We start from the raw sequence: 24,583 nt of genomic DNA on the forward strand, positions 1-24,583 counted from the left end.
TTTATTTTTTTTGGTTCTTAATATTTTTAATATTTGTTCCGGTACTCGTATGCTTAGTATGTAAGAATTTTTGGTTGGCTCCTCTAACTTTCAATAATGATAAAAACATGAGGAAAAATCCTTTTGGTAGTGAAATAATCGCTTTTAAAGTTTGTTTATTATAGAATTTCCTAGGTACAGAAATCACAAAAGTGATAAATACCAAAGCAAATAGTTTGATCCAAAGTATGGCCATTGGGTGGGGGTAGAAAAACAGAGAGATGAAGAATATTATTCCCATGAATCCTAATAAGAGAATACGGGGAGGCAAGAAAGTATGAAAGGCCTTATTAAAGAAGTCTATGTTTCCTTTAGTGATTAATGCCAAGAAAGATTTAAAGAAAAATCTTTTGAAGTAAACGATTTGAGCGCTAAGCCACCTTCTTCTTTGGTTTTGAAAAACTTCGGCTTTTTGCACTTTCTCATCATAGCAATAGGCATCTTCTATATATTCAATGGTAATGCCGTCTCTACACATCTTTAAATCTATTTCTTTATCAAAACCACCAATGGCATGTACTTCACTCATCATCTTCTTAAAAAAGGTGTATTCAAAAGCCATTCCAGAACCGATGATGGCACTGGAAACGCCCATGATTCTGGAGCCTTTTCTAAAGATGTGGTTATTTATATCCTCACTTACGGCATCGAGAATGGCGAAGTTCGAATCTGTATTCTTTGCAACTCTATGTCCTTGTACTGCTTTAAATCCAGCTCTGAAAGCTTCATCCATTTTAGTAATGAAATCTTCTTCCATAAGGTTGTCGGCATCTAGAATTAAAGCCACATCGTAGTCGTCGCCTAAAACTTCCATGGTTTTGTTCAGAGCTTTTGACTTTGTGCTTTTATCGAAAGATACTTCGATCACTTTGATGGGTAGCTTTTTTAAGGCAACAATGGTTTCTGGTTGATAGGAATCACAAATAGCTATTACATCGTATAATTCTTTAGGATAATCTTGATGTAGCGCATCCTCACAAACTTCTACAATAACTTCATCCTCTTTATAACCAGGAATCATAACAGCATATTTACGCTTTTTATCATCAATGGGTTTGGGTTTTTTATATTTAAATAAACCTGCCAAAGCAAAGATGAAGATATACAAGGTTGTGATGAGTAGATAGACGAAAAATACCCATTGGATGATGTTTAATATTGTTAAGATAATGTCCATAGCCGTATTATTTTGATTCTTCTAAGCGAGGGCTTAGTTTTATTTTCTTATCAAATAGGTGTGCTAGATGCCATAATACCCCCTTATTATAGGCTCTAATATATTTCGGATTTCCTTTGATAGCAATCATCAACGAGTTTTTTGGTACTGCCACGAAAAGCTGGTACAAGATAGCTAAAAAATAAGTCATACCAGAAAAATTTCGTCTTAAATATAGAATTCTATTTCGAGTCATATAATAAGCTCGTAAAGGGCTCACTCTTCCTCCAGTAGAAATAGATTCCTTGTGATATATTAATGAATTATGAACGTAATATATTTTATATCCAGCGTCTTTGATTCTATGTGCCCAATCCAGTTCTTCATAATAGAGGAAAAAGATATCAGCCATCAGTCCAACTTTATTTATGGCTTCCATGGATACCATCATTGCGGCGCCATGTCCATAGCTAGCTTCACAATCCTCTTCATATTGTCCTACATCCTTTTCTCCAAAACCTTTAGCTCCTCCCCGTTGTGTGATGGGGTTAATAGGTTCGTATCCCACATACTGCAAGGTGTCGGGTGAATGGAAAAATCTAATTTTTGGACCAACAATTCCAATACTTGGATCGCTCTCCATTTTGGCTACTAATGGTTCTAAGAAGTCTGGTTCCACTTCTGTATCATTATTTAGCATCAAAATATACTTCCCTTTAGCCACATTGATTCCTAAATTATTTCCGCCAGCAAAGCCCAAATTTTCTTTACTTTCAATATAGATAATTTCAGGGCATTCTTCTTTTACTTGTTTCGGATTTTCGTCGGGGCTTGCATTGTCAACAATGATGATTTCTATATTGGGATAGGTGATTTTTCTCAATGATTTAACCATTTCAATAGTCACGTCTGCATGACCATATTGCACAGAAACAATGCTTACAAGAGGAAGGTTATTTTGTGAATTGTTCGAATTCTCCATTAGATTAGATTTAATTGTTTCTAATTATAAAAATAGTAAAAATTAGAGCCAAATCAAAGTTTTGTTTAAATATTTCAGAATTTGGACAAAATAAAATTGATATCATGAAATGAGTTGGATCAAAAAAAGCGGCCGTAAGCCGCTTCATTATTCTTTGTTAAAATTCATTTTAAGGAAATTCAACGCCATTATACGCTGAAATATTTACAGTGGAAATGGCTGAATTATACTTTTTATTGATGGCCTGTATAAAGTAATTGCTGACCATGGCATTCCCACGAGGGGAAAGGTGAATTCCATCTAAGCTGAATACACCACCTGATACAAAATCAGCATTTAGGTTGATTCCATCAACAGTAATTCCATCTTTAACTTCATTAAAAATACTGTTAACATCTACCAAGGCCCAATCGTATTGTTCGGCTGTGTTTTTAATTACTGTGTTGTAGGAATTTATTGTTGTGGCTACCAAATGCATTTCATCAGCATCTAAAACATATTTATTTGGAATGCCGAAAGGCAAAGGTAGAGCAATTCCATCAACAGCCATGAAGCTTCCCATTCCCATGGCTAAACTATCTTGTGGTGTTCTTAATGTTAAAAGTTCACTGGCAGTCATTTGTCTGAACTGAACTCTTTGCATCAATAGCTTGTTAAGTGGGTCAGTAGTTGTATCAGCAATAGCATCAAGGAGGTCTCCGTATATAAAGTTATTGTCTTCGATAAGAAAGAGGTTGGCTCCAGGTTTAAATTCGATATTATAGGAAAATTCAGGTAAGCCAGCCTGTGAGAGGATAGCGTTCATTTGCCCCTCGATAAAACTCAATCCTAGATTCATTTGGGCAGCAGTAGTTGCATCAATTTCCAAGGCATTATTGGGGACGGTATTAAAATAGGCTGCACTAGTTATTTCTGGAATATTAGCTAAAACACCTTTAGCTCCTGTTGAAGCTAAGGTTTGGGCTAAAGCACCATAATAATTAGTGAAGTCTGCAAGAGGAGTGATAAAATCACCGGCTCCACCAGAGCTGGCATACCCTAGAACATCATTATTTCCTATCCATAAAGAAAAGAAAGTGGGGTTCATTGCGAGAGCTTGTTCAATAACAGTGGTATTTGGTGTTGTGGCAAAACGGATATAATAAGGATTAGCTAAGCCAGCTGCTAAATTCTCTATGTTTCCATAACCTGGGGCTAAGAGATGACTCACTTTAGCACCTGGAACACCAAGGTTATTAACTGTATAATTTAAGGGTGGAAAGAAAGCTTCTAAGTCACCATCTTCGGCAGGAACTGGAGCTAGACTTCCATTTACCACTGCTAATTTGAGTTTCCCCGGTAAAATACCTTGTTCACTCATAACAGCTGGTTGAACAAATTCTCCACCACCAACTTCTTTAAATTGAGTAGCCAATAAATTAGTCCACGATTGCTCTTGTGCTCTGCGGTATAAAGCGCCATCGGCATAACCTGCCGTTAGTGAATTTCCTAGTGCCACATAATTTGAAAAGTCTGCTTTTCCGGCACTGGGTTCAAATCCATCGTTAATTTCTGGCTTACAAGACAATAGGCCTAAGGCTATTGCAGCCAAGAATATATATTTATTTTTCATCTTCATTCCTTTCCTTAAAAGTTATAATTGATTCCAATACCAAATATGGAAGCTGCTGTTTTGTATCTGCCTTCAAAATTATCGGGCTCATACATTTTTACGCTTTCTTTTCCATGAGTTCCTAGGTAAGTTAAATCGACACTAAGGTTCTTATAGGCCATGATGCTGAGGCCAAAAGTATAGGCCCAAGTATCGAGGCTTACGGTTTCTGGAGTAAAATATTTTTCGTTGGTAGGAGTAGGGTCGAAATATCCACCAGCTCTAAAAATAAACATGTTGTTAAGTTTATATTCTAGACCCAATCTAGGAATCAAAGTATTAGAGTATTCTCTAGTGTTGATATTGTTAAGTATATCTCCATCTTCTTCAAATGTGAAGCTAAGTTCTTTATAGCTTCCCCAAAATACATAGTTTATTTCCAAGGCTGCCAAAAATTTCTCTGTCACTTGATAACTGATTCCAAAGTCTAAATTAGCTGGCAGAGGAAGTTCTGCACTAAATTTATTATTGGGAGCCACTATGGATTCTAGGCTCTCTGGAATACGGAAAATGGCTGTTCCTCCATCCACTTTCATGGTAATTTGACTGCGGTAGGCGATACCGATATTCAATTTTTGAGTGGCATGATAATAGACTCCAATATTAAAACCGGCACCAAAATCACTACCTTTTAATCTTGTATATGACTGTTCGCTATAGGGTAAAGCTTTTTGCAGATCTACATTTCCTTGTACTAAGACCAATCCCGCTCCAATACCAAGCTTATCGTTGATTTTATAAGAAAGGGTTGGTTGAATATAGAAAGCTTGTAAAGAGATTTCTTGGATTAAGTTTTTACCTGCCCAATCTTTATCCCATTTGGCTGAGGATCCATAAGGGGTGTAAAATCCAACTCCTAGAGTTAATTTGTCGCTTAATTTTGCAGCACCATAAAGGTAAGCTGGAGTGCTTAAGGGATTATCGGTTTCCGCGGTGTAGCTAGAGGTGGTAGATTGATAAATCACATTACTATTGATGAAATTGGCGCCTACTTGGAAGCTGTATTCTGTTTTCATCATGGACAGGGCTCCAGGATTATAGAAAATACTACTGGCTCCAAAATTTGTTGAAGTTCCAATCAGGCCCATTCCTGTTTGTTTTTGTCCTTGCAATCGAACTTGATATCCTCCTGCGAATAAAGATATACTCATTCCTATCAGAAAGATACTGATGATTATTATATTTCTCATAAATTGATGTATTTGTTACTGCAAAGGTAACATTCTAAATTTCAGCGTGAAATTGTGATTTCTTAGTAATTAGTTAAAAATAAAAAGGGTGTTACATTTAACTGCAACACCCTTATTATTATTATTATTTATGACTTAGATTTCTATTGAATCTGCTCCAAAAGAATTTCTACAGCTTTCTCCAATTGCTCGTCTTTCCCATTCGCTCGCGAATCGGGTTTTATATCAACGATGATATCTGGAGTAGCAGGAACCAACTCCATATTGGCATCACTTTCTTTTACATACCATCCCCTAAATGGCAATCTGATATAGCCACCATCAATTAAGCCTTTACCTCCAGTTGAGATAACTGCACCAAATGTTGGTGTTCCAACTAAAGTACCAAGGTTATTGCTTTTATAGGCATGTGAAAAGATTTCTGCATTGGAATACGAGTTCTGATTACATAATGCAATACTTGGCTTAGTCCAGCTGGCAAAAGGAAGTCTTTCACCAAATGCATAATGCTCTCTGAAGTTTTTATGCTCTTTTTCTAGATCTTTTGTAGCGCCTCTAGGTACTGTGTAAGCATGTTGTTTCACCGTTAAAACAGCCATTAAGTAGTCTGTAGTCCATCCACCACCATTATATCTAACATCAATTAATATACCTTTTTTACCATATCCTGCAGCCATTAAATCTCTTTCGAAAAGCTCGAAACTGGGCCAACCCATGGCTTTAATATGGAGATATCCTAATTCACCATTGGACAATTCGTCCACTAAATTTCTATTGAATTCTACCCAATCATTATATTTCTCGGTGTTTAGGTCTGATGTTGGACGGATGACGATTTCTTTATCATTGCCCTCTCTATCTACATTAAGAATAGTGGCTTGGTTGGTTTTGTTGGCAAGTATTTCATAAAGATTAGATTCCTCAGAAAGTTCTTCTTGGTTGATGGCTGTGATGATATCACCTGGCATTAATTGGCTTTCTTCTTTATCTGCAGGGCTTCCTTTGAGGATTCTGTCAATTTGAATTCCATTATTATTAGAGCTGAATTCTATACCTAATAAAGCAGCACTTTCCGCTTTTTTCTCTTTGCTTCTAGGTCCATATAAGCCCATATGGCTGGCATTAATTTCACCCAACATCCAATTGAATATTTCTCTGAAATCCTCATCGGTGCTAGCACTTAAAGCTATGGATTGGTAAATGTCTTTTATTTGATTCCAATCTCTTCTGTGGAATTTAGGGTCGTAGAAACCTTGGTTGATGGCTTTCCATCCTTGTTCAAAAACTTGTGCTCTCTGGGCTTGTAAATCTACATCCACAACTGCTTTAACAGGAATGTTTTCCATCTTATCACCTGTGAGTTTTAGTCTCCCTGGTTTTCCTCCTTTATTCAATAAATAAAGATATTTGCCATCTGGACTTAATTGCATTCCTCTTCCAGCCTTCCCTTTTTGGGTAATGGCTTTCACTTCTTTTTTGTCCCAACGGATTTTGTAAAGGTCGGTTTTGCCATCTTCATTGCTATTAGAGGTGAAATAGATGAAATCACTATCTTCAGAAAATATAGGGCTTCCTTCGTTTCCAGGAAGAGAGGTTAATTGAAACAATCGATTATAAATTTGATCGAAATCTATTTTTACTTCTACTTTATCTTCGTCTTTTTTCTTATCATCGTCTTCAGAATCCTCTAATTTCCATTCTGTCATGGTTTTTTCATAGTCTTTCTTTTGCAACCAAACATACCAAATATCATAATTGCCATAGTTTCTGATGGAGGAGAAGGCTAGCTTTTTACCATCAGGACTCCAAGACGGACTGGCATCTGTTCTGGGGTGCATACTCACATTTACTGGGGCCATGCTGTTGTCAGCTTTGTGAATGTAAATTTCTCTATTAAAATCCAAGTCAGATTTTGAATAAGCTAAGTATTGATCGTCAGGACTCCAGCAAACTCCTGAAGGCTCTGCCCAAGTATCTAGTAGTGTAATTTCGTTTTTGGTCGATCCCTTTTCATTGATGTCGGCTACAACTAATTGGCCATCTCCGATAAGGTAGGCTACTTTGGTCTTTTCATTAGATAGAACGAGTTTATTTATGTCTTCCTCAGCTGAGATGACTTTCTTAATTTCGTGCTTCAAAGATTTAAATAAGTTTACTTCTTTTTCATCAGAGGATGCTAAAGAGAAAACTTCATTTACACCATTTCTATTGCTGATAAATAGTAAGCAAGTATCATTTAACCATACAGGATCAGAATTAATAAATGAATCGTTGCTTAATGTTTTGGTGAAGTTGTCTTTATCTTTGGCTTGTGTGATAAAGATATTTCCTTTGATACTGGATGCTAAATATTTTCCATTTGGAGATACTTGATAAGCATTTACTTCGCCAGTAAATGTTTCGTGTTTAATATTGTTTTTTCTGTTTTCAAAATCCATTTTCAAATTTAAAGCCATGGCTTTAGTGGAATTGCTTTCTTGCAGATAAATATGGTTTCCGCTTTCCAATGCCAATAATTTTTTCTCTGGTGCATAAGAGAAGTAGCGTAAACCAAAGTCTTTAAATGAAGTTTTGGTTTCTATTTTCATTGTTGGAAGGAAAATGTGGTTGAGTTGGTAAATCTGAGCTCCGTTGCTACTGATGTAGAATAAGCTTTCGTCATTTTCCCAAATAGGATAAAACTCATTATAGTTCTCTGCGGTGATTTGAGTATAGCTCTTGTCTTTTTTATTGAAAATCCAAATGTCTCTGTTAGCAGATCCTTGATAAGCCTGACGAGCTATTCTGCAACTACCTCTTACAAAAGCTACTTGTTTACCATCTGGAGATTCAATAGCATTACTTCCTAATGCTTCCATCAGTTTTGTTGGATTTCCTCCTTCTGGTGAAACATAGAATATTTCTTGATCTCTTTCTACCTGAGCTGAAATTCTTCTAGTCTCGAATACAATTCTATCGGCTATAGCCCAAGAATTTACTTTATCATTTGAAGGGTGAAATGTCAAACGTTTTAATCCGGAGCCATTTTTGTTGATGACGAAGACATCCTCCGAGCCATATCTATTAGATGAGAAGGCAATTTGATTACCATCAGGAGACCATGTTGGATAAGCGTCGTAGGCTTCGTGGATACTAATCCTGACGGGGATTTCATTTTTTAAATTCATTACCCAGATATCACCTTGATAGGTGAACGCTATGTTTTCGCCACTGGGATCTAAAGCGGGAAAGCGAAGTAAGCTGCTTTGGGCAAAGGTAAAAGTTGTAATAAAAAGTAATGCTAATAATGACCATTTCTTCATGATAAGAAAGATTAAATTTTTGAATTGATTTTTGCGGCTTATTCCGGCTTATGATCATCAAATGAGCTCAAAGCTATTTCATGATATATTTGGTTTTACAGGAAATCTCATTTTGAAGCTTCAAAAATAGTAATTTTATAATCCCTCCGAGCAATTTTTGCAAATTTCAATGGTTGAACGATTAGAAAAAACTTGATTTCTGAAGTTTGTGTATTTTTTATTGCTTTTGATGTTTTGGAAAGAATCCTCTAATAGGTTGCCCATTTGATGGTCCGCATCTTTATCAAAGCAACAGGGTACCACTTGTCCATCCCAGGTGATAACGCTAGCTCGCCACATCCTTTTGCATTTATTGGGTAGTTTCTTCTTGATGGCCCATGTTCCATCTTTATTTTGCTGGTATCTTCTGTGTTTGGAATCCTTTGGAATCAAATGGTTTTTATCTTCTTTTGAATAAACTTGAGCGGTTTTGATTTCAATTTTGTCGGCATCTATATCAGCTTTGAATTGCTGAAGAAGCTTTAATTGATGCTCATTGGTTTTAAAAACAATAAACTGAAGCACGATAAAAGGAGTGGCAGATTTGAGTTCTTCTTTAGCTTGGACTAGATTTTTTATGCCTTGGATAACTTGTTTAAACTGTCCGCCAACTCTATATTTTTCGTAGGTTTCTTGGTCGAGGCCATCCAATGAAATAATGATTCTGTTTAATCCCGAATTTACGGTTTTTATGGCATTATCATGATTTAAGAAATGGCCATTGGTAGAGGTGGAGGTGAATATTCTTTGTGAATGAGCATATTCCACCATTTTAAAAAACTGCTTATTCAAATATGGTTCGCCTTGAAAATAGAGGATAAGCCATATTAGATATTTCTTTTGCTTTTCGATGATGGATTTATAATCATCATAATTCATAGTGCCTGTTGGACGAGTAAATTGTTTTTGTCCGGATGGGCATTCCAAGCAGGAAAGGTTGCAGAAAGTGCCAGTTTCTAGGGATAAACTCCAGGGTTCTCCTTTATGAATTGGGGTTTTCTTTAATAGGGAAATATAATAGCTAGAATATAAGACGGCTAAGTTTTTAATTTTGGCAAAACTTAATACGCTTATAAAACCAAAATAATAGGCTATTTTTTTTCTCACTTCTTTCTTTTGCGATTAACAATAATTTCTCGCAAAATTAGCAGGCCATTTAAGATATTCTGAGGATTTGATGTTATGGAAGTGATAAATCTATCTTTCAATTGCTCAAAAGAATAATAATCCTTAATGTCTACAATGTTTTGATCGAAAGAGGATTCTGTATCTCTTAAATTTTGTTTTAGATGCTCTAGGGTTCCTTCTAAGCCTAGATCTTCTTGAATAGCACTGGCACTATTTAAATCACTCATATCTACCAAGCCTCCTATATTCTTATGGATGGGATCTAAAATCAATGGCTTCTTAAAGATGAAGAGAATGAATCCAAGAATGATATAAAAAAGACTGACGATGAGGTTTCCCATGCCGGGCATGTTCAGAACGTCTGCTAACCATTCAGAAAGGCTTAAAGATAAAAATAGACTTACAAATAACGCTAAAAAACCCATGATGATAGCGAATACAAAGTATCCCGCAGCATGACTCATTTTATTACTTATAGCAAGAAGAGTAATGTCAATCCTAAGATTCACATAATTCTTCATTAAATCGGCAGTTTTAAAAGCAGGATTATTGTCCATCTTCAGCTGGTTTTTCAGTTTGACTTTTGGTCAATTCTTCAATCCCGTCCTCTATTTCATCCATAATGTTTTCGGCAGTTTCATGAAAATCAGAAGACATTTGATTGATTTTATTCTTTAGCTTTTTTCTATTGGTTTTACCATCGTTTGGGGTCAATAATAAAGCTGCTCCCGCTCCTATTGCTGCACCAATTCCCGCTCCTGCCAATAGGGCTAGTAATACTTTTGTTGTTGAAGAATTTTCGCTCATAACTTCGGTTTTGACTTTTATACGCAGAAAACCAAAATAAGTTATATTTTTTTTGTGAGGCTTTGTACCAGCCTAAATTCACCTAAAAATTCACCTGCAATAATACGAAGCACGGTATAGGTTGGGATGGCTAAAATCATTCCTATGGCACCACCTAAAGAACCAGCCATCATAATTACGATAAAGATTTCGAGAGGATGGGCCTTCACTGAGTTGGAATAGATGAGTGGCTGTAGAATAATATTGTCTATTAAGTTGGCGGCCAAGAAAACCAAAACTACTTTTCCGCTTACCAAATAAAAGTCTAAGTAATTACCCGCACCCAGTTCGCCTAAAACGCCTAATACTGTTCCTATTGATGCTCCAATCACTGGTCCTAAATAGGGGATGACATTCATGGTGCCTCCAAAAAATCCAATTAACACAGAGCTTGGAACTCCTAGGAAGGTAAGTCCTAAGATGAGGAGTGTAATCATAGACGCTATTTCTATCATTAACCCAATGAAGTATCGAGCTAGCAATTCTCTAGTTTTTCGGAGTATGTTTTTTATCTTTTTAGAGTGTTGAGAGGGAGTGAGAACTAAAACCATATTAACGAAGAGATTTTCATCTTTTAGGAAGAAGAAAGTCATAAACAATACAGAAAAGGATCCAATGAAAAAGTTTCCCGTAAAGCTCAATAGGTTTTTGATGATATTAGAAAAAGTGGCCACATTTACTATTTGTGTAATCTTTTCATCAATAAGTAGCTCCAATTGTTCGTCGGGTTGGATAAGACCATATTCCAATAGTCTCTTATCGATATTGTGTATGGTTTTGTTCAAATTATTGGATACTCTTTTGTTGTCAATATTGGAGATTACTGTGGCTTGGTAACTTACTATAGGTATGAAAATGAGAATGATAGAAACCATGAGAACGACTTGTGTGATTAGGGTCATAACCGCAGCTAAAGCATTTGATATTCGATGTTTTCCGATTTTTACTTTCCTTAGGGCTCTCACTAATGGTCTTCCAATGAGTGATAATACTAGTGAAATAATTAAAGATGTCACTAAACTACTAAAATACCAAAGAGATAGTGCCAAGAGTAGGGTGAAAACAACAGTAACGACGATACGAGTAATTTTGCTCATAGAATTAATTGTTCTTATTAAAAGAAAGCTAATTTATAAATAATACTGATAGTAGCCGAATTTAACGAAACCTTATACCGTTTTCTTTATTATGGGGAGTGAAAATAGAGATTTTGGTATTATATTTGGCAGCGTAAATCACAAAATATTTTCAATGACTCAAGAGCAAGCAAAGCAAAGAATATCAGAACTTTCTTATGAAATAGAACATCATAATCAATTATACTATGATCAATCTAAACAAGAGATTTCTGATTTGGAATATGATCAACTGCTTGTTGAGCTTATCAAATTAGAAAAAGAATACCCTCAACTTTTAAGGATGGATAGTCCAAGTCAGAGAGTGGGAGGGAGTATATCCAAGAATTTTGTTCAAATAAAACATCAATATCCTATGCTCTCCCTAGGGAATACCTATAATAGGGAAGAGTTGGCTGAATTTGATCAGCGAGTGAAGAAGATGCTGGGCCAAGAAGAAGTGGAATATGTTTGTGAATTGAAATTTGATGGCGTAGCTATTTCTCTTTGGTATGAAGATGGTAAATTAGAAAAAGCCGTGACGCGTGGTGATGGGGTTCAGGGAGATGTGGTGACGGCCAATATTAAAACTCTTCATTCTATTCCATTGAAATTGAAAGGGGAGGGTTTCCCAAGAAATTTTGAGGTAAGAGGAGAAATTGTGATGCCTCATGCGGGATTTGAAAAGATTAACAGGCAACGAATAGCCAATGGAGAAGAGGCTTTTGCTAATCCTCGAAATGCGGCCAGTGGTAGTATTAAAATGCAAGACAGTAGACAGGTGGCCAAGCGTCCTTTGGAGTGTTTTTGTTATTATGCGCTAGGAGATTTGCCAAATGTGACTACTCATTACGATAGTCTCGCATTGATAAAAAGCTGGGGTTTTAACGTAGCAGATAAGATGGGAAGATATTCCAATATAGAAGATGTATTTGGATTTATCGAAGAGTGGGACGAAGCCAGACATCAGCTTCCTTATGATGTGGATGGTATTGTAATTAAGGTAAATGATTATTCTCAGCAAGAAGAATTGGGTTTTACTGCAAAGAGCCCTCGTTGGGCCATCTCATATAAATTCAAAGCAGAGCAAGGTGTAACTAGATTGATTGATATTGTTTTTCAAGTGGGAAGAACCGGAGCGATTACTCCGGTTGCGGAATTGGATCCCGTAGCCTTAGCCGGCACTATTGTGAGAAGAGCTTCATTACATAATGCTGATATCATTGAGCAATTGGGCTTACGAATTGGGGATATGGTTCAAGTGGAAAAAGGAGGAGAGATTATTCCGAAGATTGTAGGTGTAGAATTGGATAGCAGACCTGCCAATGCTACTCCATTTGATTATATTACTCGTTGTCCAGAATGTGATACTGAATTGACCAGAAACGAAGGAGAAGCTCATCATTATTGCCCAAATATTGATCACTGCCCTCCTCAAATTAAAGGTAGGATAGAGCATTTTATTGGTCGAAAAGCTATGAATATTGATAGTTTGGGAGAAGGAAAGATAGAATTGCTTTTTGATAAAGGACTATTGACCAATGTGGCCGATTTATATGATTTGAACTATCAAAGTTTATTTGGTTTGGAAAAAGTAATGGAAACGGAGGATGGTAAATCTAGACGATTGAGCTTTAAAGAAAAAACAGTAACCAACATATTGAAGGGAATAGAAGAATCAAAAGAGGTTCCTTTTAGTCGTGTTTTATTTGCCCTAGGAATACGATATGTAGGAGCTACCACTGCTCAAAAGCTAGCCAATTATTTTGGAAGTATGCAAGCTTTAATGAAAGCTGATTTGGAAGAGTTGCTTAAAGTAGAGGAGGTTGGAAAGAAAATTGCGGAGTCATTAGTCAAGTATTTCGAGAACGAGGAACATGTGTATGAAATTGGTAGGCTGGATTTTGCAGGTCTTCAGATGGAACAAGTTGAAGAGGTTTTTGAGGTGAGTGATAATAAGTTGGACGGGAAGTCTTTCGTAGTGAGTGGTGTGTTTTCTCGCAACCGTGATGAGCTCAAATCTCTTATAGAGGAATTTGGAGGAAAGAATGTTTCAGCACTTTCAGGTAAGACCAATTATCTTTTAGCTGGTGATAAAATGGGGCCAGCCAAAAAAACAAAAGCGGAAAAGTTAGGGATTCAAATCCTCACAGAAGAAGAATTTAATGCCATGATTTCTTAATTCATTGGAATAGTAACTTCAAAAGTGCTTCCAATATTTGGTGTACTACTGACTTTGATTTCTCCTTTCAGTAAATCCACCGATTTTTTAAGAATGGATAGGCCCATTCCTGTACCTTCTATATTGGTCACGTTTCTAGCGCGGTAGAATGAATCAAATATCATCTGTAGCGTTTCTTCAGTCATTCCAATTCCTTCATCGGTAACTTTAAAGTGGAATAATCCATTGGCTACATGGGCATGAATATGAACAGTAGTTTCTTTTTCGGAATATTTAAAGGCATTAGAGAGGATATTGTTTAATACCTGAGAGAATAGCTTTTTATCTGTCGAGATATCATCCATTTTCTCTTGTACCTGAAGATCTATAGCGTGATTCTTACCAATTCCAATTTCTAGTTTGAATTTTAATTCCTCAAAATAGCTATCGAGACTAAATTCATCTTTCATTACTTCATAGCGGCCTGAGTCAAATTTTTCGATGATTAAGACATCGTTCAATAACTCTAGTAATTCATGAACACTTGTTTTAATGAGCTTGGTATGGCGAAATACTTTCTCTTTAGGTTTATCACGATTGATCAGGCTTTCCATGATTTCAGCAGAACTCATGATAGTGGTCATAGGGGTTCTGAACTCGTGAGATATGGTGGTTACGATTCTACTTTGAAACTCATTGAGCTCTTTTTCCCTCGATAGAGACTTTTCTAACTGCTTGTTCTTATCTTCAATTTCCTTGGTTCTCTCCTGAACTTTAACTTCCAAGGCGTCATTTAATTGAGCCAGTTCCTCTTGCTTTTCTTTCAATTCTACATCAACCAAATGCCTTGAATAGCCCATTTGGACAACGGTTCTCAATGTATCTCGGGTTACGGGTTTTAATACATAGCCAAAAGGTGCGGTTTTCAAGGCTCTGTCAAAAACAGAGTCTTCCGAATTAGCTGTAACGTATATCACTGGGATGTTATAGTCTCGAGTGATGATATCAGCAGCTCCGATACCGTCTGTTGAACCCGGCATATCTATATCCATGAGTACCATATCTGGTCTTAATTCGCCAACCTCCTTAATAACGGTATCGGTATTGGTTCCAAGACCAACCATTTCAAAACCTATTCTTTTGACGGTGATGTTCATCATCTTTCCAGATAATGGGTCATCTTCAGCTACGTATATGGATATTTTTTTCTCGAACATTTGCCTTTATTTTGGTCCAAATTTACTAATAATTTTGATTGAATTATATTTAAGAATGTACTAATTAAATCTATTTGTGGATTGGCTAATAGTCACTTATGCTTGTTGATGTTGAATAGTGAAAAATGTTAAAAAATATGTAAGGCGCATAAAATCAGCCATATAACCTATTTCTGTGTTTAAAACTTTGTTAATACTCTATTGAAGATTCTTTAATGCTAAGAAATGGAATAAGTAGATTTGATACATGCGAAATAGTACCATCTAGTAAACAAATAGATGGTAAGAAAACTGAAGCTATGATTGAGTTGAAAAAATATATTATTTTGGTTGTTCTGTTAACCTTTGTTTCTATTCAAGGAACATGGGCTAAGGAATCAGATTTTGATAAGGATCCAAACCTTGAGAGCCTGATGCCAGATGATGGTGATTTTCTTCCAGATACTGTTAATGTCTTTCATATTGCAAAAGACGTAAGCGAAATATTTATGAATGCGATCAATGGCTCAGTTTATCATGATGTTCATGGCGATGTAACTCTATTAAATTCAATTTTTATTTCAAATTATACTTCCAATGATGTAGGGCAGGCTTATCAGGAAGCTTTGAATCAGCAGATTAAAGCCAAGAGAGGTGATGTGGGCTTAAATATGAGAGGTGATTATACTGAAAATTTTACTCCAGGGATATCCGTTGACGAAGATCTTACCTTTAAAAGAAGGTTTTATGTAGGTTTGGAATGGGATATTATAAAAGGTGGTTTATTCGATGCCAATAATCAAATACATCAAATGAAGATGCAAGCCATTCTTAAGGAGTATGAAACTTTGGAATATGCTGAGCAAGAAAACTACCGCTACCTATTTAATTATATCAACTATATATTTAATGTTAGAAAAGTAAAGGTGCTTGAGGAGAGAAAAAACCTAGTGAAGAAACAGTTGGAGTTTACTAAGGAATTATATCATTTGCGCTATGTGGGTTGGGAAAAAGTACTCCAATATCAGGCTAAGTTAGAAGATATAGATCAACAGGTTTTTCAATTGCAGAATTTTAATAAACATATCCCAGCAAATATTCCTGATACTTTATTAGCGAATCCTATGACCGCTGATGATTTGCCTTTGTTTGATGTTAACCTGGATAGTTTGATGAGAATATATTATAATCATCATGCGGAAGATACAGTGACTCAAATTAAACTGGCCATATATAAGGATAATCTAAAATGGTGGAAAGATATTACACTTAAACCATTTGTTAGATACAATATGTATATGGATGAGTTTAATACTTTTAAGAATTATGGTTCCGCTGGAGTTACCTTAAGGGTGCCTTTGCGATTTCATAATAAAGGTAAGCTCATTAAAGCTCAACAGAATGTTTATCAGTCTGAGCAAATGAAGGAATTAGAAGGTGGCGATAATGAGTTAGTTAATATTTATGCTGAATTTGGATTTAAACTTAAGCAAATCAAAGACCTTTATTATAGAAAGATGGTTAATGATGAGTTGATTCGTAAAGAGTTAGTGAAGAAAGAATATAGAGATGTAGCTTTTAATCCGGTTATTACTTTGGGATTAATTGATGACAAGAAAGCTATTGAAGCAGAAATCATTGATTTAAAAAAACGAATGTACATTAATTTGGTGCGCTTATCTTTTTATCTTGAAGACCGAACTCCAACAGATTTTATTACGGTACTAACACCTCAAGATTTCACTGGAAGATATAATGGCAATGTAAAAATGTTTGTTACTACAAAAGATGTTGAAAAGCACAGCCCAGTTGCTATCGCCAATTACCTTTGGAAAAACGAGTTTGTTGATGTGATGATAGAATCTGAACAGGACACTATCCCTTTATACCTTACAACATTACTAGAGAAGACTCAACTGGCCAATACATTTTTCTCTGTTATGAAAAGAGTTCCTCTTAATAGCGAATACCCAAATGTCAACCAGGATGTTAATCGAATATTAGAATGGAACCATCCTCGTATTATTGGTTTGCATTACGAAATGGAATTACTGCAAGACAGTTTAAACGAGATTAGCGAAGTAGCTGTGAGTGATTGGGTAAATAGTATTACTCCCCAAGCAAGTAGTGGACAAGTAAGATTAAGTATTGGTATTCCATCTGGTTTAAATGTGAGTTTACTGAATAGGATTTTCGATAAATTCGATTTAGTTTATGTTCATGAATTAGGCGTTCCAAATAGAAATAGAGTAGAGCAGAGTTATGCTTCAGAATTGAATCTTGATAAAAACAGGTTGGTACTTTCTTTAAGGGGAAATGATTTTGTTGACCGAATGCATTTGGAGAATTATATGGCTGATTTATTTGAAAATACAGGTATTACTAATTTTGCATTCTCTGATTATGAAAGTATGATGAGTGTTGATTTTAAAACATTCGAAAAAGGATATGAAATAGACTTGCAACCTGAGGAATTAGTTGCGAGTGTTAGAGCTCAAATTTACCATATAGAAGATAAGGAAGTGATAGCAAAACAAGAATTGCAGTTGAAATCCAAAAGCCAAGTATTAGCTGGTACTGAAGAAGAAAAAACACAAGATAAAAATGAGGCTATCAATTTTTATCGCATACAGATAGCAGCAAGTAAAGTAAAACTTACTGAAAGCAAATTGGAGAAATTCAAAGCTAAAGATATTCGAGAAATAGCAATAAATGGTTATTATAAATACACAATTGGTAGCTATACATCGGAAGATGATGCAACAAAAGCTCTAGACAGATATAGATCTGAATCGGGCAATGTTGGAGCATTTATAGTTACTTATTAAATTAAAACCTAGCCGCATGAAGCCGTTTAAATTTAAAACGAAAGCAACAGTTCTTAAAGGGGTTAAAGAAGAAGCACCTAAAAAAAGAATAAATTGGGATAGAATTATATATTTAATTCTGTTTATCGTCATACTCATTTCAATAATTTACTATGCCATTAGTAAAAGTTTTTATGTGAATGTGTTGGGCCATGTTCACACTGAACAGTTTAGTGTGGGATTTCCTGAAGATGTTTCAGTTTTTGATTATTTTGTTCAAGAACATGATACAGTTGATAAGGGAGATACCTTGTTTTATTATCGCTTGAATCTTTTAGAAGATGATAATGCTAATGCAGCAGTTGCTGCTGTTATTACTAATAACAGTGCTGACTGGTATTTGAAAGAGCGGCTTCAAACCCAGAAAAAGATCAACCTAAGCTATATTGAAATTGGCGATTTTAAAAATAATATCGCAAGAATTGAGAAAGAATTAGAAAAAACCCGAAAAGAAGTTTATCTAGATGTTTATCCTCAAGCAGAATTGAAGAAATCAATTTTGGAGATAGACAAGCTTTATGTGAATATTGAAAAAACAGAGGGTGAAATTACCTATTTGAAGAAATATTTAAGTCTCCTAAATTATTATGAGCAGCAAGCTAAATTGAATCAACCAATTATAAATACTGGTGATGGTGATGTTCTGCTTTGGAATTATTATGAAAGTCCTGTGGATGGTGTAGTAAGCAAGATCTATCAAGATGCGGAGGAGGTTACCTATAAGAAAGATATAGTCATGCTGATCAACGATTTTGAAGAAATTTTTATTCTAGGATATATAGACCAAAAAGACATTAAATATTTTGAACTTGGGGAGTCTTTAACAGTTAACTTTGCAGATGGAGACATGAGTGAAGGAATCATAGATAAATTTTATATAAATACAGAAGAGTTACCGCTAGATTTTGTGGAAGATAAGGCTAGATTTTCAAGAAAAGTAGTGGTTCGTCTGGTACCAGAGAATGAAGAAGTAGCAGATGAGTGGAAAAAACGCCATCTTTATGAAGTACGGATTTCTAAAACCAGATACTTCTAGATGCTTTTTTAAGTATATTTCTATCACTCTCAAATTAATGAATTATGGCTAACGATCAATTTGGAAAAAAGGTACAAACGCAGAGTAATAAAGAAGTTTTCTTTATTTCGGATTTCTCAAATCTGGATATTAAGAAAGTGGTGATTACTGATGTGATTATTTTGGATTACTCGAATAAAGAGGGTTGCAGAGGGTTTTTAAATCAGATACGTTCTTCTTTTGTTGAATCTATTTATTTAACGCCTGTTTTTATCCTGTCCATTAACGAAGATGTTGATTCTTTTACGAAATCTTTGACTGATGGAACAGTTCATAGTCTTCAAGAAGAAGCTTTTATTGGTCCTTTTCAAGCCATTGAGCAGAGAATTAGACAACTACAATCCACAAATAATCAAGATCAAGAGATAAAAATTCTAAATAAAATACTACGTTATTATTATACACGACAAAGTAGAATGAAGCCTATTATTTCTGCTAAATCACACACTGGGTATTCATTTCCATTACTTTCTCTGCATTATCAAAATGTAAATACTGAGGAAAAGTTTTCAATACTCGATAAGTTGGTGAGTAAAGAATTTTTACGACCACGTTACGAAGATTTAGTGCATCTCTGTAATAATTGCTACTCTGGTTTTTTAAATTATAGAGAAGTATGTCCAAAATGTAGTACTTCAGATTTATATACCGAGAATTTGATTCATCACTTTGTCTGTGCAAACGTGGCTCCCGAAAGCGATTTTATCAATGGTGATCAAATGGTTTGCAATAAATGTAATAGGATGCTGCGCCATATTGGAGTTGATTATGACAAGCCAAGTCTAATATATACTTGTAATAATTGTGGACATCATTTTCAAGAATCCGTAATGCAGGCTCTCTGTATGAGTTGTGAGTCTGTTCATAATGTAGATAGTCTTCTCGAAAGAAAGATATATAATTATGAGTTAACAGCTTTAGGTGAAGAATCTGCAATAGGAGGTCTAGTTCCAAGTGAAAAGCAAGATGCTGAAATGGCTGGGTTTATAGGATTCTCAACTTTTAATATCTTTTTAAAATACGAAATTGAGAGAATCAAAAACAGTGGTAAAACTAGTAGTGCAGGTAGTTTGAGTTTAAGAACTCCTGCAGCGCTCAGCAATTCTTTGGGAGTGAAATATAATACGGTTGTTACAGAAGTGGCTGAGTTTATTAAAAATGCAACTTTAGCTACTGATATACTTACTTTCATCAATAGTAATACTTTTTTAATTATTTCTCCTGACAATGATAAATTTCGTTTGGAAAGTTTGTTAAACAATATACGCCATTCTGTTCAGAAGCTGATAGATAGTAATATTGATGAAGCCAATATCATGGTGAAGATTAAAGCTGAAAACATAGACAGTACTAAAAACCATAATGACCTTATAAATAGCTTATTAACTAATAATGGGGCTGGCTGATGATTTATACCTTTTGGGATGAGTTTTTTTGGTATTGGTACTCAAATGGTTTTGAGAAAGTTTTCAATATCTTCTGGTATTTCTTTTTATTGGAAGCACCTCGGTTTTTATTGATGGACTTTGTTGTGCTTTTTGTTTATTTGCGAAAACGCAGTTCCATGAAGGTGGCCAGAGAAAATGCCCGAAGGGAATTTTTAATGGAAAATCCATTAATTTCTGTTATTGCTCCTGGCAAGAATGAAGGTAAGCACATCTACAAGTTAGTGAACTCTCTAAATGAACAGACATATAGAAATATTCAAATTGTAATTGTGGATGATGGCTCCGATGATGATACCTATCTCATTTGTAAAAGTTTATACGAAAATGGGTATATTGATATCTTTTTACGAAATGATGATAGAGGTGGTAAAGCTTCTGCTGCGAATTTGGCACTGCGTTATGCCACTGGTAAATTTATAGTGCATTTAGATGCGGACTCCTCCTTTGATTCTGCTGCAATCGAAAATATAATTCTTCCTTTTTATTTGGATAAAAAAGTAGGAGCGGTAGGAGGAAATATTAAGGTTCGAAATTATAATACCAATATATGTACCTCAGTTCAGGCTATCGAATACCTTCAAACCATTTCTATTGGACGAATGGTTACTTCTTATTTAGGTATCTACAAAATTATCTCTGGTGCTTTTGGTGCCTTTAGAAAAGATATCCTTGATAGAATTGGAGGATGGGATATTGGACCAGGATTGGATGGGGATATTACTGTTAAGATTAGAAAGCTTGGTTATAAGATCGACTTTGAACATACTGCAATTGGCTTAACAAATGTTCCTGAAAAATTCAAAATACTATCCAAGCAAAGACTTAGATGGAATAAATCATTAATCCGTTTTAGGTTGAGGAAGCATAAGGATGTTTTTATGCCAGATGCTCGGTTTAATTTCAGTGATTTCTTTGCACTCTTTGAGAATATCTTTTTTAACCTAATTCTTGATATTGTATGGTTCTTTTATATCATCAATATAATTGTTGTGAATGCAGAGTTTCTGGCTTTCATCATTCCATTGAAAATTATGCTTTATGGTACTGCTAGTTTGCTTCAGTTCTTTGTGGTTTTAATTTTGTCAGAGCGATGGCGACAAGAAATTAAACTGATTGTATTTATTCCATTAATGATGATTTATAATGGATATTATATGAGAATTATTAGAACTATGGCATATATTAAAGAAATATTCTTCCTTTCATCATATAAAGACCCATGGAATCCGAGCAAGTCTTCTCAGAAGGCTCAGGAGTTTGGATTGTAACATTTTCAATAAGCGGTTAATAATTCTAATATCTTACATTTGATTACAGAAACTAATTAAACAATTCTCAATACGGAAGATAGTTACTTAGTGATATATGGAATACTAAAACTCATTTTGGTGCCAATTCCCAACTCAGATTCTAGCCAGATTTCTCCGCCCAATAGTTCTGTGCAAGCCTTTGAAATAGCCAGGCCAAGTCCAGTTCCTCCAAACTCTCGGCCAATGGATGTATCTGCTTGCATAAATCTCTCAAAGATGATTTCTCTTTGTTTTTGATCTATTCCAATTCCTGTATCAGTAACGCTGAAAATGATTTCTTGGTCTATTAACTCATAACATATAGTGATCTTGCCTTTATGGGTAAACTTAATCGAATTGCCTATGATATTGTTTAATATTTGTTCCAATCTATTGGTATCAGTAATCACTAAATCATTTTCATTTGTCAGCCCAAACTGTAGTTCAAGTTTTATGTCTTTGTTTTTTAGTAAATCCAAATCACTTCTAAAAGAGATGTATTTCTCATGAAGTAAAGCATTTAAGTGACATTGGTTATGATTAATTTTTAATTGATTGGCATGAATCTTAGAAATATCTACTATATCGTTAATTAGGTGCAATAGGTGATGAGAGCTTTTGTTGATGATGTTTAGGAATTGGGTTCTCTCGTTTTCATCGGTACTTGGGTCTTTTACAAGTTCAGAAAAACCAAGTATGGCATTCATTGGAGTTCTGATTTCGTGGCTCATATTGGCTAAGAAAGATGATTTTAATTTGTCATTCTCTTCTGCTTTGTTTTTGGCCTCAGTTAACTCATTGGTAATTTTAATATGCTCACTCACATCTCTTGACACCGCAATGGTAACCTTTTCACCGAAGAATTGCCCAGGAGATAGAACTACTTCTTTTGGGAATATGGTTTTGTTTTTTCTTAGTCCCCAAAAACTAATGGTGTTTTGTTCACCATTAAAAGCTTTCTCTATTGCATTTTGTACCATATTCAGGTCATTCATTCCGGGAGCCGATAAAAAGGCAGGTGACTTCCCAATAAAATAGGAGAATTCATAACCATAAGTTTTAATGGCCGAGTCATTAACATATTTGAAATTCCCATCCTCATCTAAAATGTATATCATCTCCGAAATGCTCGCTAATATGTTTCTATAGGTATTATGCGATTCTATTAGTTTGTTTTTATTTGTGACCTCCTCACTGATGTCATGGATAATTTGTAATAAACTTGGTTCTTGATTGGAAATGATGAAACTTTGGTTGATATGTACATTGATCTCCGAGCCATATTTTGTCCTATGTACAAAACTATGTTCTTCCGATTCAATTACAGAAACGCTATTTATTTTTTCATCAAGCTCGGCTTTACTAAGTGTATTAATGTCGTATATTTTCATCTCCATTAATTCCTGCCTATTATATTTGTAGAGTTTTGCAGCAGCATAATTGGCAAAGGTGATGTTTTTTGTAATAGGTTCTATGGCCAACATGGCGGCTGAATTCTGTTCCAGATAATCTCTAAATTGTTTCTCTGAGTAAATTACTTTCTGACGCTCAATGGTCAACTTGTCAATATTCGTTTTTAATTCTATCTCTAAGTTTTTCCTTTCTGTAATATCAAACGCGGAACCAATAGCGGCAGGTTCTCCCATATAATTAATCGGGGAGGCTGCAAATTCCACCCACTTTTCAATTCCAGATTTGGTAATGATTTTAAATTCATAACTATCAGATGGAGAGCTGTTTTCAAGTCGATTAAGACCTCGATTTCTAACCACTTCAATATGCTCAGGAGAGACCAAAAACCAAAATGCTTTGTTCTTAACTTCTGCAAAAGAATAACCCGTAATTTTCTCGAAAGAATGATTAGTGTATAAATACTTGTGGCTATAGATAAATATGGCTGCAGTAGCTGCGTTTGTTAATGCTTTGAAAGTTTGTTCCGATTCTTCTAATCTTGACTTGATCCAATTAGAGTTGGTAATATCTATGGAGCTTACGATTAAACTTTCACTTTTGCTATCGAAATTAGAAAGGTTTGCAGAGGCTTTTATCGTTTTGTACTTGTCTCCAACAGATCTTAATCTATAGATAAATTCAAAAACTTTTCCTGTTTTTCTTAGTTCATCAAACCCTTGATTTATTTTAGTAACATCTTCAGGGTGAATCAGATTTAACCAATCTTCTAATTTATTATTCTCTTTTGTAGATTTCTCAAAAATCTCTTTCATTTCATCATTGAAACGTATGTTGAGTGTTGAAGTATTAATATCAATAATTCCTATTCTATCCATTTGAGTAACAAAAAGCAGTCTGTTTTTAAGTTCCTTTAAGGTGTTTTCTGCATTCTTTCTATCCTGAATATCACGCATGATACTGATATATCCCTTGTTGGTTTTATTTGAAACCATTTCAATGGTTAGAGGTTCTTGGTTTTTCCTATTGATCAGCCTCTCCTTTTTAACATCCTCTCCTTTGTTTACCTTGTGAAAAAGAAGCGGATTTTTTTCTAGTTGATGTTGATCAAATAAGAAGCTAATGTGATGGCCCAATAATTCGGAAGCTTGATAACCTGTCATTTCATAGGCTTTTTGATTGGCCTTTATGATTTCTGCTTGATGATTGCCTATGATGATGCCATCTCCCGCCAAATCAAATAGATCGGTTTCATTAATACTTGAATTGTTTTCAGAGGATTCTAATATTTCTAAGTTATCGATTTGATGGCCAATAATCATCCATTCTGAATGATGACCTGAACATCCCTCAATTTTATTTATTTCAAGTTCAAAATCGTTTTTAGGATGTTTAAGAACAAGTTGAATTGGAATTTCTTTATCAAGTAGAAACTGTTGGATATTCTCAATGAGGATATTGTTTTTATCCGCATTTATTAGTTCTGAAAATGTATATGGATTTAAAAGGTCGGAGCAATTTGGTAGATCGAAAAGCTTACGGAACTTTTGATTATAAGACTTTATAATCATTTCTTGATTTAGAGTGAAGAATAGTATACTCTTTGATTTCTCTAAAGTTCTTTGAAGTTGCTTGTTAGAATTTGGCATTATTAGTATTCTTTGATTAATTTGCAATCATGAAGATACG

At 34.9% G+C, this 24,583-nt stretch carries 16 protein-coding genes; 5 read left to right on the forward strand and 11 right to left on the reverse strand.

The window, feature by feature from the left end; all coding sequences use genetic code 11:
• Position 1: 1 nt before the first annotated feature.
• The 9 genes from HNS40_RS13530 to HNS40_RS13570 all read right to left on the reverse strand — a co-directional run bounded on the left by HNS40_RS13530 (position 2) and on the right by HNS40_RS13570 (position 11,430).
• The gene (locus HNS40_RS13530; protein WP_216663628.1) at positions 2-1,216 is read right to left on the reverse strand and encodes a glycosyltransferase family 2 protein; all 1,215 of its coding nucleotides are present in this window, start codon (positions 1,214-1,216) and stop codon (positions 2-4) included.
• Between the two features lie 7 nt (positions 1,217-1,223).
• Positions 1,224-2,177, reverse strand: a complete 954-nt coding sequence (locus HNS40_RS13535; protein ID WP_172281693.1) for a glycosyltransferase family 2 protein — start codon at positions 2,175-2,177, stop codon at positions 1,224-1,226.
• A gap of 169 nt (positions 2,178-2,346) precedes the next feature.
• On the reverse strand, positions 2,347-3,789 hold the full coding sequence (locus HNS40_RS13540) for a G-D-S-L family lipolytic protein (RefSeq protein WP_172281695.1): 1,443 nt from the start codon (positions 3,787-3,789) through the stop codon (positions 2,347-2,349).
• A 14-nt stretch (positions 3,790-3,803) separates the two neighbouring features.
• On the reverse strand, positions 3,804-5,018 hold the full coding sequence (locus tag HNS40_RS13545; RefSeq protein WP_172281697.1) for an OmpP1/FadL family transporter: 1,215 nt from the start codon (positions 5,016-5,018) through the stop codon (positions 3,804-3,806).
• A 143-nt stretch (positions 5,019-5,161) separates the two neighbouring features.
• The gene (locus tag HNS40_RS13550) at positions 5,162-8,320 is read right to left on the reverse strand and encodes a S41 family peptidase (protein WP_172281699.1); all 3,159 of its coding nucleotides are present in this window, start codon (positions 8,318-8,320) and stop codon (positions 5,162-5,164) included.
• Positions 8,321-8,455: 135 nt separating this feature from the next.
• Positions 8,456-9,466 (reverse strand): radical SAM/SPASM domain-containing protein, encoded by a 1,011-nt coding sequence (locus tag HNS40_RS23730; RefSeq protein ID WP_172281701.1) that lies wholly within the window; start codon positions 9,464-9,466, stop codon positions 8,456-8,458.
• Positions 9,463-10,044 carry a hypothetical protein gene (locus HNS40_RS13560; protein WP_172281702.1) on the reverse strand — a complete coding sequence of 194 codons (582 nt, stop codon included), beginning with the start codon at positions 10,042-10,044 and terminating at the stop codon, positions 9,463-9,465. Before HNS40_RS13560 ends, HNS40_RS23730 begins: the two co-directional genes overlap by 4 nt.
• The gene (locus HNS40_RS13565; protein ID WP_172281703.1) at positions 10,034-10,294 is read right to left on the reverse strand and encodes a YtxH domain-containing protein; all 261 of its coding nucleotides are present in this window, start codon (positions 10,292-10,294) and stop codon (positions 10,034-10,036) included. Before HNS40_RS13565 ends, HNS40_RS13560 begins: the two co-directional genes overlap by 11 nt.
• A 41-nt stretch (positions 10,295-10,335) precedes the next feature.
• The gene (locus HNS40_RS13570; protein ID WP_172281704.1) at positions 10,336-11,430 is read right to left on the reverse strand and encodes an AI-2E family transporter; all 1,095 of its coding nucleotides are present in this window, start codon (positions 11,428-11,430) and stop codon (positions 10,336-10,338) included.
• Positions 11,431-11,584: 154 nt separating this feature from the next.
• Between HNS40_RS13570 and ligA the strand changes: the two genes are divergently transcribed.
• Positions 11,585-13,630: an NAD-dependent DNA ligase LigA gene (gene ligA / locus HNS40_RS13575; protein WP_172281705.1), complete on the forward strand. Its 2,046-nt coding sequence runs from the start codon at positions 11,585-11,587 to the stop codon at positions 13,628-13,630.
• Here ligA and HNS40_RS13580 read toward each other — a convergent pair.
• The gene (locus HNS40_RS13580) at positions 13,627-14,826 is read right to left on the reverse strand and encodes a hybrid sensor histidine kinase/response regulator (protein ID WP_172281706.1); all 1,200 of its coding nucleotides are present in this window, start codon (positions 14,824-14,826) and stop codon (positions 13,627-13,629) included. The genes ligA and HNS40_RS13580 overlap by 4 nt on opposite strands.
• Positions 14,827-15,041: 215 nt before the next feature.
• Here HNS40_RS13580 and HNS40_RS13585 point away from each other — a divergent pair, with 215 nt between their 5' ends.
• The 4 genes from HNS40_RS13585 to HNS40_RS13600 all read left to right on the forward strand — a co-directional run bounded on the left by HNS40_RS13585 (position 15,042) and on the right by HNS40_RS13600 (position 21,463).
• Positions 15,042-17,633 carry an SPOR domain-containing protein gene (locus HNS40_RS13585; protein ID WP_172281707.1) on the forward strand — a complete coding sequence of 864 codons (2,592 nt, stop codon included), beginning with the start codon at positions 15,042-15,044 and terminating at the stop codon, positions 17,631-17,633.
• Positions 17,634-17,649: 16 nt separating this feature from the next.
• Positions 17,650-18,708, forward strand: coding sequence for a hypothetical protein (locus tag HNS40_RS13590; protein ID WP_172281708.1), 1,059 nt, complete (start codon positions 17,650-17,652; stop codon positions 18,706-18,708).
• Positions 18,709-18,752: 44 nt separating this feature from the next.
• Complete coding sequence (locus tag HNS40_RS13595) at positions 18,753-20,153, forward strand: hypothetical protein (protein WP_172281709.1); 1,401 nt, start codon at positions 18,753-18,755, stop codon at positions 20,151-20,153.
• Between the two features lie 158 nt (positions 20,154-20,311).
• Positions 20,312-21,463: a glycosyltransferase gene (locus HNS40_RS13600; RefSeq protein ID WP_216664174.1), complete on the forward strand. Its 1,152-nt coding sequence runs from the start codon at positions 20,312-20,314 to the stop codon at positions 21,461-21,463.
• 83 nt (positions 21,464-21,546) lie between these two features.
• On the opposite strand, the gene HNS40_RS13605 is transcribed toward HNS40_RS13600, so the two are convergent.
• Positions 21,547-24,543 carry a PAS domain S-box protein gene (locus HNS40_RS13605; RefSeq protein ID WP_172281711.1) on the reverse strand — a complete coding sequence of 999 codons (2,997 nt, stop codon included), beginning with the start codon at positions 24,541-24,543 and terminating at the stop codon, positions 21,547-21,549.
• Between the last annotated feature and the right edge of the window lie 40 nt (positions 24,544-24,583).

The organism is Lentimicrobium sp. S6 (genome assembly GCF_013166635.1).
In the GTDB taxonomy this organism is placed as follows: Bacteria; Bacteroidota; Bacteroidia; order Bacteroidales; family UBA12170; genus UBA12170.